This is a genomic window from Streptomyces sp. NPDC048270 (genome assembly GCF_040652335.1).
GTDB lineage: Bacteria > Actinomycetota > Actinomycetes > Streptomycetales > Streptomycetaceae > Streptomyces.
The window spans coordinates 44,414-60,678 of record NZ_JBEZLV010000037.1 but is presented as its reverse complement, the minus strand read 5'-3'; the positions used below and the strand labels follow the sequence as shown (position 1 = coordinate 60,678).

Sequence of the window (16,265 nt, the reverse complement as noted above, 5' to 3'; positions counted from 1 at the left end):
TCTGTCGGCCGGCGGGTCTGCCGGTCTGCCGGCCGGTCTCGCGACCGGGCGGTCCGCCGGCGGGCGGGTTGGGGGAGCGTCGGGTACCACCGTCGGCTTCCGTGCTCGAAGGAGCTTCGAAGCGTGCTCAAGCCGCGCCACAGCAGGGGTCTGGATGGTTGTCGGGCGGCGGCCGGAGACGGCGGCCGCCCCGCGTGCGACGGACGGGCGCCCGAGGAGTCGGGCCGATGCCCGCCCCCGCCCCGCCGTCCACGTGACCTCGCACTACGCACTACCCGGAACCCCCGCCGGGGGTGCCGCGCCCGGCCCGCCGGGCCGGAAGGCGGCGAGCCCCGCGGCGCTGATCGCCGAGGAGGCGTTGACCCGATGGTGACGACGGTACTCATGGACGAAGCCGGGACCGCGGCCCCGCTGCCGGCGGACCCCGATCCCGAGCACAGACCCAGACCCGAGCCGGAGCCGGACGCCGTCCCCCCGCTGCCCCGTCCGGCCGGCCCGGGGCCCTTGTACTTCGCGGCCTCACCGTGGCAGGAGGCGCTGTGGGCGGGGCTCGCGCACCGGGCCCGTCCGCCGGTGGTGGCCGGCACGCTGCGGCTGACGGGACCGCTGGACGCACAGGCCCTGGCGGCCGCCTGGCGGGCCGTGGCCGGCCGGCACGAGATCCTGCGCAGCCACTACCGCCTGCACGAGGGCCGGCTCACCCAGGTCGTCAGCCCGCCCGCCGAGGCGCCCGTGCCCGTGTCGCCGGCCGAGGTCCGGCCCTCGCAGGTGGCCGCCGCCGTCGCGGCGGAGCGGGACCGGCCGTTCGACCCGGCGCGCGAACCGCTGGCCCGGCTGCGGCTGCTGCGCCAGGGGCCGGCCGACCACGTCGCCGTCCTCGTCCTCCACGAACTGATCGCCGACGGCGCCGCCCTCGGCCTGCTCGTCACGGAACTCGCGGCCGCCTACCGCGGCGGCCCGGCGGAGCACCCCGCCCTCCAGTACGCCGACCTCGCCGCCTGGCAGCAGCAGCGCGCGGCGCAGGGGCGCCTCGACGAGAGCACCGAGTACTGGCTGCGCCGGCTCAACGGCGCCGAACCGGCCGTCCTGCCCTGGGACCTGAGCGCGCCGGGCACCCCCGGGCGCGTCCCCGGCGCCGGGCGGGCGCTGTCCTTCCCGCTGCCGCAGGAACTGTCCGCGAAGATCGCGGAGGCCTCGCGCCGGCACCGGACGGGCGTGCAGGTGGTGGGCCTGGCCGCCTTCCAGCTGCTGCTGGCCTGCTGGTCGGGCCAGCGGGACATCAGCGTGCGCGGGCCCGTCCCCGAGCGCGGGCGGTGCGGGGAGCAGCGGATGCTGGGCCCGCTGTCCCGGGCGGTGGTGCTGCGGACCGACCTGACCGGCGCACCCTCCTTCGGCGAGGTCGTCGACCGGGTCCGGCACACCAGCGCCTGGGACTTCGCGCACCACGAGGTGCCGCTGGAGCCGGTCGCCGCGCAGCTGCGCCGGCCGCGGCTCGTGGAACAGCTGGGCGAGGTGCAGTTCGGCGCCGGACCGGCCGCCGACGGGCCCCGGTGGGGGGCCGCCTCCTGGGGCGGCCGGCTGCGCGCCGAGCCGTTCACCGCCGCTCCCGTCCCGGCGGCCCGGCCCCTGAGCCTGCTGCTGCGGCACGACGAACGCGCCGCGCACTGCGTGTTCACGTACGACTCGTCGGTGTTCTCCGAGGCCCGCGTCCGCCAGCTGCGCGCCGACTACTTCGGGCTCCTCGGCGATCTCGCCGACCACCCGAAGGCCCGCTTCCGCTGACGGGCGCGGCCGCCGGGCAGCGGCCCCGTCGGCCCCGTCGGCCCCCGGCGGCAGCCCCCTCGCCCCTCCGGGCAGCCCCCCTCAGCCCGCCCGGTGCGCCGCCGCCGCGGTGAACAGGTCGGTCCGGACCGCCACCGGATCGGTCCCGTACGCCACCTTGCGCGTGATCTTCCCCCCGATGGGGGTGCGGGTGACCAGCCCGGCGGCACGGGCCAGCGCGAACCGGGCGAACGCCCCGTCCGCCCCGAACATCGCGCGCGCCTGCATCCGCTGCATCCGGTGGACCGCGGCGGCGGCCGCCGCCCGGCGCCGGGCGTACGGTTCCAGGTCGGCCCCCGCGACCGCCCCGCGGCCCAGCGCCTCCACGAGTACGGGGTGCAGGGCGGCGGCGTCCTGGAGGGCGAGGTTGATGCCCTGGGCGCCGATCGGGCCGTGGGTGTGCGCGCTGTCGCCGATCAGTACGAGGCCGTCGCGGGTCCACTCCTCGGCGTGCGAGGCGAAGACGTCGAGCAGGGTGAGCCCGCTGAGCGAGGTGAGCTGATCGTGCAGCAGGTCCGCGAACTGCGGCAGCACCCGCGCCAGTTCGTCCCGGATCTGCTCGATCCCGCGGCCCGGCCGGCTCCACGCGCCGTGCGGCAGGGTCCAGCCGATGCGCAGCCGGTCCGGGTGGCTGTCCTGGACCAGGACCGCGCTGCCCGCGGCCCGGTGCACCCTGACCTTCCCGGTGGCCCGGCCGGGGGCGTGCAGGGAGAACCACACCACGTCGTGGGCGAAGGAGTCCGAACGGCCCGCCCCGATCCCGGCCAGCGCCCGGGTCTTGGAGAACCGGCCGTCCGCGCCGACCACGGCCAGGGCGCGGACGGTGACGGGCTCACGGTCGGGCCCCCGGGCGACGACCCCGGTGCACGGGCTGCCGGGCCGCTGCTCCAGCAGCGCCGACACCCGGTGGCCTTCGAGGTGGGTGAAGCCGGGCAGCTCCCGGCAGGCGTCCAGGAGTTCGGCGAGCAGATGGGGCTGCGGCAGGGCCAGCAGGTGGTCGTAGGGGGCGGGCAGCCGGCCGTAGTCGATGTCCAGCAGCACCCGCTCCCGCTCCAGCACCTGGAAGCCGGACAGGGCGAGCGAGCCCCGGGCCCGCGCGGCTGCCAGGACGCCGAGCTCGTCGAGGATCCGCTGGCCGCCCGGCTGCAGGATCTCGCCGTGGAACTCCCGGCGCAGGGCGGTGGAGCGCTCGACCAGCGTCACGCGGACGCCGGAGCGCAGCAGCATGAGGGCCAGTGCCAGTCCGGCGGGCCCGGCGCCGACGACGCACACGTCGGTCCCGGTCTCGGTGGCGGCGGTGGCGGGGCACGGATCGGGGTGGTCCATGGGGTGTCCCTCTGTCGTGGGCCGGTCCGGCCGGCCGGGTCAGGCGGTCTCCTGCCGGGTCAGGCGGTCTCCGGCCGGGTCAGGCGGTCTCCGGCCGGGTCAGCACGAGCGCGCTCTGGAACCCGCCGAATCCGCTGCCGAGGGCCAGCACCGCGCTCGTGTGCTGGTGCCGGGCGGTCCCGGGGACGTAGTCGAGGTCGCACTCCGGGTCGGGCACCCGCAGGTGCGCGGTGGGCGGCACCGTTCCGTACTCGATCGCCAGGGCGCCGGCCGCGGCCTGGAAGGCACCGACCGCGCCGAGGGGGTAGCCGGTCATCGAGGCGATCGCGCTGACCGGCACGTGGTGGGCGTGCCGGCCCAGCGCCCGCTTGATGGCCGCGGTCTCGTGCCGGTCGCTCTGCCGGGTGCCCGAACCGTGCGCGCTGACGTACTCCACGGCCGACGGGTCCAGGCGGGCCTCGTCGAGCGCCGCCCCGATGGCCGCGGCCAGTTCGGTGCCGTCCGGGCTGAGCCCCGTCATGTGCTGGGCGGAGGCCCGGCTCGCGTAGCCGGAGAGCTCGGCGTAGACGCGGGCGCCGCGCCGGCGGGCCCGGTCCCGCTCCTCCAGGACCAGGACGGCCGCGCCCTCGCCGAGCACGAACCCGTCACGGGTCCGGTCGAAGGGGCGGGCCGCGCTCGACGGCTCCGCGTTGCGCCGCGAGGTGATGCGCACGGTGTCGCAACAGGCCATGGCGACGGGGGAGATCGGGGCCTCGGACGCCCCGGCGAGCACGACGTCCGCACTGCCCTCGCGGATCAGCTCGGCCCCGTGGCCGAGCGCGTCCAGGCCGGCCGTGCAGCCGCCCGCGACGAACGAGACGGGCCCCTGCGCCCCCGCGTCCCGGGCCACTTCGGCGGCCAGCGAATGGGGTACGAAGTAGTCGTACAGGTGGGGCACGGCCCGGGCGGGGTCGACCAGCCAGCGGGCGCCGATGTTGCTGGCGACGGCGTACTCCAGGCTCAGTTCGGCGGCGCAGCCCAGCGCACTGCCCAGCGCGACGCCGGTGCGCAGCGCGTCGAGCCCCGGCCCGGCCCCGCTGTCGGCGAGCGCCTCACGGGCGCCGGCCAGCGCGAACTGCGTCACCCGGGCGAGGTCCGCGGCCTGCGCGGCGCTGAGCCCGTGCTCCCGGGGGTCGAAGTCGATCTCGGCGGCGATGCGCGAGCGCATCGGCCTCGCGTCGAAGGAGGTGACCGCGCGGGTGGCCGAGCGCCCCGCGGTCAGCATCGACCAGAAGCCCTTGGTGCCCCCACCGCCCGGAGCGACCACCCCGATACCGGTGATGACCACGCGCCTCAACGCCCGGACCGCCCCACCGTCCGGCACGCCTGCCCGAGCAGTCTCGGCAGTTCGCCGTCGCGTACGAAGAAGTGTCCGCCGGGAACGGTGCGGGACTCGAAGCCCTCCGTCGTCCAGTCGCCCCAGCCGCGCAGCACCTCGGGGGGCCCGACCGGGTCCTGATCGCCGGCGACGGCCAGCAGCGGGACGGGCACCGGGCCGCCGGTGGCCGGGTCCAGGGCGGCGGCGCGCAGCGCGGCGGCCAGCCGCAGGTCGTCGCGGAGCACGGGGAAGACGAAGCGGTGCCACACGTCGGGGGCGACGCCGGGGGGTACCCCGTCGAAGCCCTCGAGGATGCGCATCAGCTCGTCGTCGGTGGCGTCGGCCGCGAGGGCCGCCCCGCCGAAGACGTCGGGCGGCGGCACCGCGCCTATCACCAGCAGCGCGGGCAGCGGCAGTCCGGCCTCGTGCAGCGCGTGGGTGAGCGTGTAGGCGACGAGCCCGCCGAGGCTGTGCCCGTACAGGACGTACGGGCCGGGCGGCTGCTCCTTGAACAGTTCGCGCAGGTCGTCGAGGAGGGCCTCGCGGGTGGTCACGCGCGGTTCGCGGCGCCGGCCGTCACGGCCGGGCAGCAGCTGGGGCTCGGGGGTCACGCCGGGGCCGAGCAGATCGCCCCAGCGGTGGAAGGCCGAGGTACCGGCTCCCGCGTGCGCGAAGCACACCAGCCGCACGTCCTGTTCCCGTGCCATGCCCCGTCCTTCCTCGCCCACCGTAACCACCCCACCCTGAACAGCCCCGCTCGAGTCCGGCTCGAGCACGACCCGGATCCGGGTCACGCCACCGCGGACCGCGGCCCTCGGCCACCGCCCGCGGTCCCGGCGTTCCCGTGCCGCATCTCAGGCCGCGTACAGGTCGAACGTGGACCCGCGGCGCGGCCCGGCCGCCACGTCGAGCGCCGGATCCACCGTCAGCATCGCCTGGTGCAGGCGCTGGAGCTGCGGCGAGGGTTCCACCCCGAGGTCCTCGATGAGGCGCATCCGCAGCTTGCGGTAGACGTCCAGCGCCGTGGCCTGGCGGCCGGAGCGGTAGAGCGCCACCATCGCCTGCGAGTGCAGGCCCTCGTGCTGCGGGTGCCGGGCGATCAGCTCGGAGAGCTCGGCGATCAGCTCGGTGTGCCGGCCCAGACGCAGGTCCACGTCGATGCGCCGCTCGACGGTCACCAGGCGGCTCTCCTCCAGGCGCATGACCTCGATCTCGAGGATCGGCCCGACGCGCACGTCGACCAGCGCGGGCCCCTGCCACAGGGCCAGCGCCTGCCGCAGCTTGGCGGCGGTGCGCTCGTCGTCGCCCTCCTCGAAGGCGCTCTGCCCGTCGGCCACCAGCCTTTCGTACTCGTGGACGTCCACGCTCTCCGGGGCGATCTGGAGCAGGTAGCCGCCGTGCCGCGTGGCCAGGACCTCCTTGGCCCCGTTCGGGTCGCCCGGCCCCATGGCGGTGCCGAGCCTCCTGCGCAGCTGCAGTATGTAGGTCTGCAAGGTGGTGAGCGCGCTCTGGGGCAGGTCGGTGCCCCACACCTCCTCCATCAGAGTCGGTACGGGCATCACCCGCCCCGGGTAGAGCGCGAGCAGCGCCAGAATCTGGCGCGGCTTGCCGGCCGTCGGAACAATCGAGCCCCCGTTGACTTCGGCACTCAACGGACCCAGAACCTGAATCTTCACGGTTTCCTCCGCACGTCGTCGAGTTCCCATCGATTTCAAGCCTTCGACTGAGGCACAGTAGCGGGATCCAGGGCAACACCCCTCAATTTCTTGAGCGGCTGTCGACCACATCTCCAACTTCGACGTTTGCGCACTTCAGTCAAACTGTTAGATTCCCTTGCGGGACGACTCCCGGAACGTAATTCCACGTCCGGCCGTACAGGTCTTTCCGCGATTCCCACCGGATCGCTGGGAGGAGTGACCGATGGAATGGGCAGCAAGTCAGAGCGACGGCCTGGACTTCCGCGTCCTGGGCGCCGTCGAGGTGCACGACCACCGGTCGGGCGCCCGCATCGCGCCGTCCGGCGCCAAGCAGCGCGCCCTCCTCGCGGCCCTGGTCGTACGGGCCGGGGAGGTGCTCTCCGCCGACCGGCTCATCGACGAACTGTGGGGGGACCGCCCGCCCGCGGGCGCGGCCAACGCGCTGCAGGCCCATGTGGCCCGGCTGCGGCGGCTGCTGGCGCCCCTCGGCGGGGACGGCCCCGGCCGGGCCGCCATCACCACGCACCCCCTCGGCTACCTGCTGCGCCTCGGCTCCGCCCGGACGGACGCCCAGCGCTTCCACCGGCTCTCCGCCCAGGGCCGGGCGGCGGTCGTCGCCGATCCCGTGCACGCCGCCGAACTGCTGTACCGGGCCCTGGAACTGTGGCGCGGCCCCGCGCTGGAGGGCAGCGGACGGGGCCCGATCTGCGCGCGGGAGGCGGAGCGGCTGGAGGAGAGCCGGCTGACCGCCCTGGAGACGTACCACGAGGCGAAGCTGCGCGGCGCGCGGCACGAGGAGGTCACCGGGGAACTGGAGCGGCTCACGCAGTCCCACCCCACCCGGGAGCGCTTCTACGACCTGCTGATGCTCGCCCTGTACCGCTGCGGGCGCCGGTCCGAGGCCCTGGGCGTGTACGAGCGGGCCCGCCAGCGGCTGCTGAGCGAGGTCGGGATCGGGCCCGGGCCGGCCCTGCGGGACCGGATGGAGTCCATCCTGCTGCGCGAGCCGGGGCTGGACTCCGCCGCGCCGCCGGCCGCACCGGCCCCGCACACCGCCGTGCTGGACCTGGGCGGGGAAATAGCCCGCCTCCGGGAGCGCATCGACGCCATCGGCCGCGAGCAGGAAGAACTCGTACGCCGTTTCACGCTGCTGTCCGAGGGGATCGGAGAAGTTCCGGCCATACGGTGACCGAATAGCATCGGCGGCCGCCGCATAATCGGTGATCCGGCTCGAGATGTACTCCAGTGCTATTCCAGCAGCAGTGGATACGGGCCGGTCCGCAATAACTCCGGAAATACGGCGGCCGAATTCACGCACCCCGGTCACACTCCGGCGAGTTCCGGCAGCACCAGACGGCGCGGAGCGGCCCGACCCCACGGAAATCCGTGGTGCAGGTGGACCGCCGGCGGGCGGGCCGCGTCGACCTCGACCGCCACCGCCGCCAGCACCTCCGGCACCGGCTCCATCTCCAGGAACCGCCAGCGCCGCGCCGAGTCGTCGGCGGGCGGCCGGAAGGAGAGCACGCCCTGGTCCTCGGCCAGGGTGAACACGAACGAGTCGAAGGGCAGGGCGAGTCCGAGGCCCCGCGCCTTGGAGTACGCCTCCTTCAGCGTCCACAGGCGCAGGGCGCGCCGGTCGCGCGGCCGCCCGGGGGCGGCGCGGGCGATCCACTCCTGCTCCTGGGGGGCGAACGTCGCGATGATGTTCTCCAGGCCGCGCTCGCCGCGGTCCAGCCGCTCGACGTCGACGCCGATGCGGTGCTCGCGGGAGACGCCCAGCAGGTTGTAGGCGTGGGCGTGCGAGAGGTTGAAGTCGAGCGTGTCGGCGCCGCGCGGCAGCCCGCCCGCGGGCAGCTGCAGGAACGGGCGCCCGCGCGAGGAGCGCCAGATGATCGCCTCGGCCTCGGGGATGCCGGTCTCCAGCGCCAGCACCCGGCGGACCAGGGCGTGGGCGACGAGGTACTGGCGGCGGTCGCGTTCGAAGAGGAAGCGCCCGGCGACCTCCTGCTCGTGCTCGTCCAGCCAGTAGGAGGCCAGGGTGGCGGCGATCCCTGGGGCGAGGTCCTCGTTGGGACAGAACCACAGGTTCACCGGGCCGGGTCTCTGCTCGTCCGGGCCGTGGGCCCCGTCGAGGGCGACGGCCCCGGCGGGACCGGAAGTCGGCGTGGTCATGCCTGTTCCTCCTCGCCGCCCAGCCACAGCGGCGTGCGCAGGAACGCGGACGCGGGCAGCGGTACGGCCACGGCGCCCGCCCCGTGGGCCTGCTCCAGCGCGGCCCAGTCGACGTCCAGCCCGGACAGCCACAGGCTCCGCACCTGCTGCAGGTGCCCGGCCCGCCACAGTGCGGCGAGGTAGTCGGCCGTCTCGGGCACGGCGCCCATGTCCAGCGGGTCGGAGCCCCCGCCGCGCAGGTCGGCGTACGGGCCGCCGTCCGCCGCGAACCGCTCCAGGGCCGCCACGAGTTCGCCGGTGTCGCCGACGACCGCCGCGAAGCGGCAGTCCATGGCGGCGCGGCCGGTGCGCAGGGCGCGGGTGAGGACGCCCAGTGCCGGCACCGGGCCCGGCCCGGCCAGCAGCTCGGCGAACCGGCGTGCGGTGGCGGTGAGATGGGCGGGGGTGGGCGCGGACAGCACGAACAACTCGGCGGCCGGGGCGGGTGCGGCCTCTGCCGCGGGTCCGGCGGCCCCCGCGTCTGCGGCAGCCCCCACGGCTGCGGCGGCTCCCGCGGCCGGGAGGTACTCCTCCAGGATCACGTGCGCGGCGGAGCCGCCGGCGCCGTGCGCCCCGACGGACGCCCGGCGGGGCGCCGGCTCCCCGCCCTGCCAGGCCTGTGCCTCGGCGCGGCCCGGCCCGGGCACCAGCACCCGGTGGCTCAGCTGGAGCACGGCCCGCGTCAGCGCGGCCGCCGCGGTCACGGCCCCGGCCTCGCCCACGAACGCCCGTACGGAATCGGCGTCCTCGTGCACGGCGACGGTGGAGGCGTCCACCCCGGCCGCCCGCAGCGCCGCGCGCAGCACCCGCTGCCCGGGGGCGGCGGCGTCACCGGCGACGGCCCGGGATCCGCGGCCGGGACCGGCGGCCGGGCCGTCCGCCGCACTGTGGCCGACGGCGCTGCCCCGGATCACGCAGTGGACGGTGTCCCCGTCGGCCAGGGCCCGCGCCAGGGGCTTGAGCAGCAGCGCGCCGACGCCCTCCCCCGCGCCGGGGCGGCGGCTGGAGGGGTGCAGCAGCAGCTGGACGCCGCCCACGAGCGCGGCGGCGCATTCCCCCGCGCGCAGGGCGGCGGCCGCCAGGTGCAGGGCGACGAGCACGGAGGACTCCGCCGTGTCGACCGACTGGCTGGGGCCGGTGAGGCCGACCAGGGCCGAGAACCGGTTGGGCAGGCTCCAGTGGCCGCCGCGGGGCAGCCGGACGGGCCGCTCTCGGGTCCAGGTCCGGGCCGCGAGCAGTGCGTAGTCCGCGGTCCCCGCGCACGTGAACACCCCGACGCTGCGCGGGGTTCCGTCGGCGGAGGCCAGGGCGTCCAGGCGGCCGCCGGTGCAGCCGGCGTCCTCGAGGGCTTCCCACGCCGTCTCCAGGAACAGCCGTTCCTGGGGGTCCATCAGGGCCGCCTCGGCCGGGTCGATGCCGAAGAACTCCGCGTCGAAGTCCTGGACGCGCTCCAGGTAGTGGCCCGGCTCGTCGCCGGGCCGCCCGGCCGGCGGCGCTCCGGCGCTGCCGTGCCCCTCGCGCGCCTGCCGCCAGAACGCGCCGAGGTCGCCGGCGCCCGGGTAGCGTCCGGCGATCCCGACCACGGCGATCCGCTCGGTGGCAGAGGGCCGGTCCGCGGAGGCCCGCTCCCGTACGCTGTCCGGCCGCGGAAAGGCCACGGGCACCGGCACCGTGCCGGCGCCGAGACCACCGGTGCCGAGACCGCCGGCGAGGCCGGCTCCGGCGCCGAGTCCGACTGCGGGTCCGGCTCCGGGGCCCGCACTGCCGCCCGTACCGGGACGGGCGGCGATGCCGGCGCCGGAGCCGGTCAGCAGCGCGGCCGCCTGGGCCCGGTCCAGATGACCGTTCTTGAACCGGGTCAGGACTTCCTTCTCGTCCATCTGGACGCGCTCCTTCTGGAATGGGACGGCTCAGCCGCGACGGGCGAGCAGCACGAGTGCCTCGTCCACGCTGAGCCGGTCCTCGCGGACGGCGTCCAGCAGGACGTCGAGGTCGCCACGGGCCGCGGGACGGGAGGCGAGCTCGGGCGCCCGGACGGGGGCGGCCTCGTGCCCGGAGGCTCCGGTGCGCACGGCGATGTAGGCGGCCATGGCGGCGATGTTGGGGTGTTCGTAGAGCAGGACGGACCGTTCCCGCATACCGAAGGTGCGGTTGACGGAGGCGATGAACTCCGCGCCCACGATGGAGTCGACGCCCAGCGCGTTGAACGGGGCGGTGGCGTCGATGTCCCAGGCGTCGCAGCACAGGATCGCCGCGAGCTGCTCCCGCAGCACCTCGGCGATCCGCTGCGCCGCGGGCGCCGCCGCGAGGGCCGCGACGGGCTCGGCCGCCGCGGGTGCCGTCACCGCGGCCGGGGCGGTTCCCGCGGCGGGGGCGGGAGCGGCGGCGGCCAGGCCCGCACGGGAGGCGAAATCGGCTCCGGAGGCGAAGTCCGCGCCGGGGTCGGTGAACGCGCTCGCGGCCGGTCGGGCCTCCCCGCTGCTCATCGCCCGCTTGACCTCCCGGGCGAAGGACGCCGGCGTGGGGTAGTCGTACAGGTCGGTCGCCCGCACCCGCAGTCCGTACCGGCTGTTGACGACGGCCACGAACTCCACGACCAGCAGGGAGTCGAGCCCCAGGGTCCGGAAGGTCTGCTCGGGGTCGATCTTCTCCGCTTTGATCCGCAGGACGTCGCCGAGCACTCCGACGATGTCGTTCAGCACGTCAGCAGGATGGTCGTTCGTCATCGATTGCTCCTCCATGCCTTCAGTGGCACACGGTCCGGTATCGGTGGTCCGGCGCGCCGCCCGCGGGGCGGACCGGGAGATCGGGTGCCGGCTCCTCGGAGCGGAACTCCCGCACCGCGCCGTCGGGCACCAGCATCGGCAGCAGCAGCGACCACAGTCCGGAGACCCGGCGCTGGAGTTCGGCGTAGGGCATCGCGGTCCCGGCCATCGACTCGATGCCGCAGGCCGCCGCGGCCACCAGCGATTCGACGCTCTCCCAGCGGCTCCCGGTGCGCAGCTCGCCCGCGTCCCGTGCCTGCCGCAGCAGCCCGCAGACCGCCGCGAGCCAGATCTGGTGGAAGTCGGCGAAGGCCTGGGGGAGCCCCGCGCATTCCTTGGTGAGGCGGAAGCTCGCCGGGATCGCCGGCTCCTCCCGCAGCGTGCGGGCCATCCAGTGCGTGGTGTCGACCAGCGTCTGGAGCGGAGAGAGCCCGGCTTCGAGCCGTTCGCGCACCGACTCGTCCAGCAGCGCGCGGCCGCGCAGCTGGACCGCCTCCGCGAGTTCGTCCTTGGAGGCGAAGTGGAAGTACAGCGCCCCCTTCGTCACTCCGGCGAACGCCGCGATCCCCCCGAGCGTGGCGTTCGCGTAACCGTTGCGGTGGAACATCTCGGCCCCCGCGTGCACGAGCTTCCTGCGGGTCCGCTCCGACCTCTCCTGCACCGCGGTTCCTCCTCGGCCCCGACCTGTGGCTGTCCGGTCGCGCGGCCGCACCTCCGGGCCGTCCGCGGCGTGCCGGATGTCGTGTGCGGGCATCTCAGCCCACGCGTACGAGTCGTTCGTTGCCGCTCTCCGCCACCCCCGCCGGGCTTTCGGGGCCCGCCATGAGGATGGAGCGCTGCAGCCTGCGCAGCGAGGCCGACGGCTCGAGCCCGAGCTCGCGCACGAGCACTCCGCGCAGCCGCTGGTAGACGTCGAGCGCCTCGCCCCGGCGGCCGGAGCGGTGCAGCGCCAGCATGAACTGGCCGTGCAGGTTCTCGTGCGTGCGGTACCGGCTGGCGAGCACGGTCAGCTCGGCGAGCAGCTCCCGGTGGCGTCCGATCCGCAGATCGGCCTCGATCCGCTGGTCGAGCGCGCACAGCCGGGTCTCCTCCAGCCTGCGGGTCTCCATGTCGAGCTGGATGCCGCCGTGCACGTCGGCGAAGGCCGGCCCCGACCACAGGGCCAGCGCCTCGCGCAGCAGCCGGGCCGCGCCCGGGAAGTCCCCCGCGTCCATGGCCCGGTAGCCCATGCCGGCGAGCCGGTCGAACTCGCGGACGTCGCTGGTCCCGCCGCCGCTGTTGAGCAGATAGCCGCCGGGCAGCGTGACGAGCACGTCCTTGGCCGTACGCCGCCCTTCACCACCCTCGCCGCCCTCGCCCTGCTCCAGGGCCGTCGCGATGAGGGTCCGCAGCTGCAGCACGTAGGTCTGCAGCGTGGTGCGGGCGCTGCGCGGCGGCGTCCCCGCCCACAACTCCTCGATGAGGGCCGACACCGGGACGACCTGGTCTGCGTGCAGGGCCAGCAGTGCCAGCACCTGTCGCGGCTTGGGGGCGGTAGGCGTTACGGAGACTCCCTGCTCCCGCACCGCCAGTGTGCCCAGTACTTCGATGTCCACGCCGTACTCCCCTGTCCGTGGATAAGCCTGACTCAGTAAAAAACAGGACTGGCGGTTTGTCAATACGAAACCGACCGCGCTGTTTTTATTTCTTAGCCCACCTAACGAACCCTCAAACGCCCGCTTGACCTGCACAAACACACATCGTGCCACCGAGCGCCCACCTCGCAGCCCACTCCGCCTCCCCTCTAGAGCCAGCCTAGAGCGGGCCAAACAAACCAGCAGGTCTTGAACATGAAGAAGCCCCGGCCTTCATGCGGATGCACGAAGGCCGGGGCTCAGGGACTTCCTACAGGGGGCAGGTCCCCTCGGCGTCGAGGACCGCGTGGAGGGCCGCCGGCACGACGGTCGGCAGCAGCAGCCGCCAGAACCGGGTGACAGTGGAGGCGGAGAGCCACTCGGCCTCCCGCACCCCCAGCACCTCGAAGCCCACGGTGGCGGCCACGACAGCGCTCACCACATCGGAAGCGGTGACGTCCGGACGCAACTCCCCCTCCGAGTCGGCCTGTTTGAGCGTCTCCTCGACCCAGCGCCGCCACCACTCGCGCAGATCGGCGTGCGAGGGGCGGGACATCTCCCCGCTCAGCTCGAATCCGGCCCGCAGGACCACGTCCACCCTCAGTGCGCCCGCCAGCCGGTGGGTCACGTCGACCAGGAGCTGCATGCGGCTCGCCCCGAGCGGCAGGACCGCCTCGGTGAGGGCCAGCAGCCGGGCCAGCGCCGCCTCCTCGACCGCGTCGGTCAGCGCCGCCTTGCTGATGAAGTGATGGTGCAGCGCCCCGTTGCTCACCCCGGCCTGCGTACTGATCGCGGTAAGTGACGCCACCGCGAATCCCTCCCGGTCGAAGATCTCGGCCGCGGACCGGATCAGGGCGTCGCGCGTGCGCAGCGCGCGTTCCTGTTTGACCATCAACTGCTCCGTCACTGCGAGGGGTTGCCATGCCTGCGGAAAGGCAGGCAGGCCGGGGAGGCTTCCACGGAGCGGCCGAGGAAGGATCGCGATGGCGCCCCCGGCACCACTTCCCTCACAGTCACACCAGACGATCCCCCGCGAGGCGGCCGGCTCCGTTCTACCACTCTAACAAACCGCTTACGCGGTTTTTGATCGGTATGCCGTCGCTCTTCCGGGTTGGTCACAGGGTGGGCCAGTCCACGGCCACCCTCGACACCTGCACTAGAGAACGACTCGCGCCCCTCTCGACACACAGGCGAAATGAAGGATCCTGATACCACCCCTTGAGTGCACGGAGCGTTCCAGAGGCCCCTGAGCTGGGGGAATCGCAAAAAGGAACAGACCAGTCCGCTTCACCACTAGGCGGAGGCTCGTGTACCGCTAGAAATTAAACCGGTTGGTATGTATCTTTCGAGCCGGGGGGATGCACGCCCCCCACTCGTCAGCGGAGCCCAGGGGGAGCAATGTCTGCGAGCACGTTCCACATCGAACGCCCGGCAATAGCCGCCTACCAGGGGGCCTTCACGGCGGAGGCCCGGCCCTATCCGGCCGCACTCCGCTGTGCCACCCTAACGACCACCGTGCCCAAGGAACTGGTGCACCGGGCGGCCGTGGCCGAGGTCATGCTCACAGGCTGGCACCGAGAGGACGACACCCATTTCCGGGTGGAAGCACAGTGGCCGCGCAGCCACAGCTTCTTCGTCCCCATCGACGGCGAGTACCACGACCCCCTCATGATCACCGAGACGATCCGCCAGGCCGGCGTCCTCCTTTCCCACACCGAGTTCGGCGTGCCCCTGGGCTACCAGTTCCTGGTCCGGGAGATCGGCCTCACCGTGCATCCGGAGCACCTCGAGATCCACGACACCCCGGCCTCCCTGGACATCGAGGTCACCTGCTTCGACATGAAGTTCCGGGGAGAGCGCCTGTCGGGAATGAGCTACGACGCCGTCGTCCGCCGCGAAGGACTGACCGTGGCCACGGGGCGGATCACCTTCACCTGCGTCAGCCCGGCCGTCTACGAGAGGGTCCGCCCCCGGCGGGTCTTCAGCGCGGACCACCGCACGGTCGCGCTGACCGCGCCCACCGCGCCGCAGAACGTGGGCCGCACCTCGCCGGCCGACGTGGTCCTCTCGCCCATCGGCCACAGCAACCGCTGGCTGCTCCGGCTCAACACCCGCCACCCCGTGCTGTTCGACCACCCGGTCGACCACGTCCCCGGGATGCTGCTGCTCGAAGCCGCCCGGCAGGGCGCGGCCGCCGTACTGAACCGGTCCTCTTTCCTCCCGCTCAGCGTCAGAACCCAGTACAAGCAGTACACGGAGCTCGACGAGCCCTGCTACATCGAAGCCCACCGGATCGGCCCCGCCACCCCGGGAGGGGACGAAAGGGTACGCATCACCGGGTATCAGGGTGGAGAGCTCACCTTCAGCTCCCTCGTCACGGCAGCTTCGGACCCCGTCTGATCCAGCGCCGGGAGCTCGACGGGACCGCCACTCGTCGCACAGCCCCCGACCTGTATCTTCTTTGGATTTTTCACCGTCTGCGCCGCTCGCCGAGCTCGCGCTGCCACGGCACACCGCCCCAAAACCACCGGCACCGGCGCGACCTCGCGCACCGGATCGCGTGACGTCCGCCACAAAGGCCCTCTCGGGGGCCCTTGATCGGCAGGACATGCCCAAGTCGGGCATGTGTTGGTTGGCTCCGGGTAGGTCCGCGGTAAGATACGAACTAGACGGTTTGTATACGGAGCCTTTCCCGAGGGTTCGTCAACCATGTGGAGGGCACTATGGCGGAGCAGGAACGGGCCATCCGCACGCGTGGGGCCATCTTGCTGGCCGCGGCAAAGGTCTTCCAGGAGCGCGGCTACCAGACCGCGACGATCTCGGAGATCCTCTCCACCGCCGGGGTGACCAAGGGCGCCCTCTACTTCCACTTCCAGTCGAAGGAAGAGCTGGCGCAAGGGGTCCTCCACGCCCAGCACCAAGACCTCGTCATCCCCGACCGGACGACCAAGGTCCAGGAGATCGTGGACATGGTCGCGCTGCACACCTACCGGCTGCAGACCAATCCCATGGTCCGGGCCAGCGTGCGGCTGGCGATGGACCAGCGCGCGGCCGACCTCGACCGCAGCGGCCCTTGGCAGGACTGGGTCGACGGCGTCCAGGTCAAGCTGGAGCTCGCACAGGCCCAGGGCGAGCTGCTTCCCCAGGTCTCGCCCGCCGAGACCGCCGCCGTCATCGTCGGCGCCTACGGCGGTGTCCAGTCGATGTCACAGGCGGTCAGCGACTACGAGGACCTCGTGGTCAGGGTCTCCGCACTCCTGCGCCACCTGCTGCCCAGTATTTCCCAGCCCTCCGTTCTGCCGTCCCTGGACCTCTCCGAGAGCCGGGGAGAGCGCGTCTACGAAGAGGCCCTTGAGTATTCCAAGCAGCTGGCCGCCGCCGGCTAGGCGAGCGAGGCACGCGCGCACGTGCAACCCTGCCCGGCCAGGCGGAGGTTGACCCCCCGGCTGGACATAAAAATACCGCGTGTCCTGTT

The 16,265-nt window shown here is 73.8% G+C and carries 14 protein-coding genes; 4 read left to right on the top strand and 10 right to left on the bottom strand.

All coding sequences use genetic code 11. The features are described from left to right. Nucleotides 1-366: 366 nt before the first annotated feature. Nucleotides 367-1,782, top strand: coding sequence for a condensation domain-containing protein (locus AB0D66_RS27235; RefSeq protein WP_362308782.1), 1,416 nt, complete (start codon nt 367-369; stop codon nt 1,780-1,782). A gap of 81 nt (nt 1,783-1,863) precedes the next feature. On the opposite strand, the gene AB0D66_RS27230 is transcribed toward AB0D66_RS27235, so the two are convergent. From AB0D66_RS27230 to AB0D66_RS27215, 4 genes are all read right to left on the bottom strand, one after another. Continuing rightward, nucleotides 1,864-3,147 (bottom strand): FAD-dependent monooxygenase, encoded by a 1,284-nt coding sequence (locus tag AB0D66_RS27230; RefSeq protein WP_362308780.1) that lies wholly within the window; start codon nt 3,145-3,147, stop codon nt 1,864-1,866. A 79-nt stretch (nt 3,148-3,226) separates the two neighbouring features. Next, a complete protein-coding gene (locus AB0D66_RS27225) occupies nt 3,227-4,483 on the bottom strand; it encodes a beta-ketoacyl-[acyl-carrier-protein] synthase family protein (protein WP_362308777.1) in 1,257 nt (418 codons plus the stop codon). Further along, nucleotides 4,480-5,211 carry an alpha/beta fold hydrolase gene (locus AB0D66_RS27220; RefSeq protein WP_362308774.1) on the bottom strand — a complete coding sequence of 244 codons (732 nt, stop codon included), beginning with the start codon at nt 5,209-5,211 and terminating at the stop codon, nt 4,480-4,482. Before AB0D66_RS27220 ends, AB0D66_RS27225 begins: the two co-directional genes overlap by 4 nt. Nucleotides 5,212-5,358: 147 nt before the next feature. Continuing rightward, nucleotides 5,359-6,180, bottom strand: a complete 822-nt coding sequence (locus AB0D66_RS27215) for an AfsR/SARP family transcriptional regulator (RefSeq protein ID WP_362308772.1) — start codon at nt 6,178-6,180, stop codon at nt 5,359-5,361. Between the two features lie 244 nt (nt 6,181-6,424). Here AB0D66_RS27215 and AB0D66_RS27210 point away from each other — a divergent pair, with 244 nt between their 5' ends. Next, on the top strand, nt 6,425-7,390 hold the full coding sequence (locus AB0D66_RS27210) for an AfsR/SARP family transcriptional regulator (protein ID WP_362308769.1): 966 nt from the start codon (nt 6,425-6,427) through the stop codon (nt 7,388-7,390). 134 nt (nt 7,391-7,524) lie between these two features. On the opposite strand, the gene AB0D66_RS27205 is transcribed toward AB0D66_RS27210, so the two are convergent. From AB0D66_RS27205 to AB0D66_RS27180, 6 genes are all read right to left on the bottom strand, one after another. After that, nucleotides 7,525-8,373 (bottom strand): 4'-phosphopantetheinyl transferase superfamily protein, encoded by an 849-nt coding sequence (locus AB0D66_RS27205; protein WP_362308766.1) that lies wholly within the window; start codon nt 8,371-8,373, stop codon nt 7,525-7,527. Further along, entirely contained in the window at nt 8,370-10,292 is a 1,923-nt protein-coding gene (locus AB0D66_RS27200) for a polyketide synthase (protein WP_362308763.1), read from the bottom strand. The genes AB0D66_RS27205 and AB0D66_RS27200 overlap by 4 nt, the downstream gene beginning before the upstream one ends. A 30-nt stretch (nt 10,293-10,322) precedes the next feature. After that, entirely contained in the window at nt 10,323-11,138 is an 816-nt protein-coding gene (locus tag AB0D66_RS27195) for a phosphopantetheine-binding protein (protein WP_362308760.1), read from the bottom strand. A 19-nt stretch (nt 11,139-11,157) separates the two neighbouring features. Beyond that, complete coding sequence (locus AB0D66_RS27190; RefSeq protein WP_362308757.1) at nt 11,158-11,838, bottom strand: ScbR family autoregulator-binding transcription factor; 681 nt, start codon at nt 11,836-11,838, stop codon at nt 11,158-11,160. A 94-nt stretch (nt 11,839-11,932) separates the two neighbouring features. Further along, complete coding sequence (locus tag AB0D66_RS27185; protein WP_362308754.1) at nt 11,933-12,772, bottom strand: AfsR/SARP family transcriptional regulator; 840 nt, start codon at nt 12,770-12,772, stop codon at nt 11,933-11,935. 289 nt (nt 12,773-13,061) lie between these two features. Next, nucleotides 13,062-13,682 carry a ScbR family autoregulator-binding transcription factor gene (locus AB0D66_RS27180; RefSeq protein WP_362308751.1) on the bottom strand — a complete coding sequence of 207 codons (621 nt, stop codon included), beginning with the start codon at nt 13,680-13,682 and terminating at the stop codon, nt 13,062-13,064. A 506-nt stretch (nt 13,683-14,188) separates the two neighbouring features. Here AB0D66_RS27180 and AB0D66_RS27175 point away from each other — a divergent pair. Further along, a complete protein-coding gene (locus AB0D66_RS27175) occupies nt 14,189-15,190 on the top strand; it encodes a ScbA/BarX family gamma-butyrolactone biosynthesis protein (RefSeq protein ID WP_362308748.1) in 1,002 nt (333 codons plus the stop codon). 323 nt (nt 15,191-15,513) lie between these two features. Next, entirely contained in the window at nt 15,514-16,176 is a 663-nt protein-coding gene (locus AB0D66_RS27170) for a ScbR family autoregulator-binding transcription factor (protein WP_362308745.1), read from the top strand. The last annotated feature ends 89 nt before the right edge of the window (nt 16,177-16,265 follow it).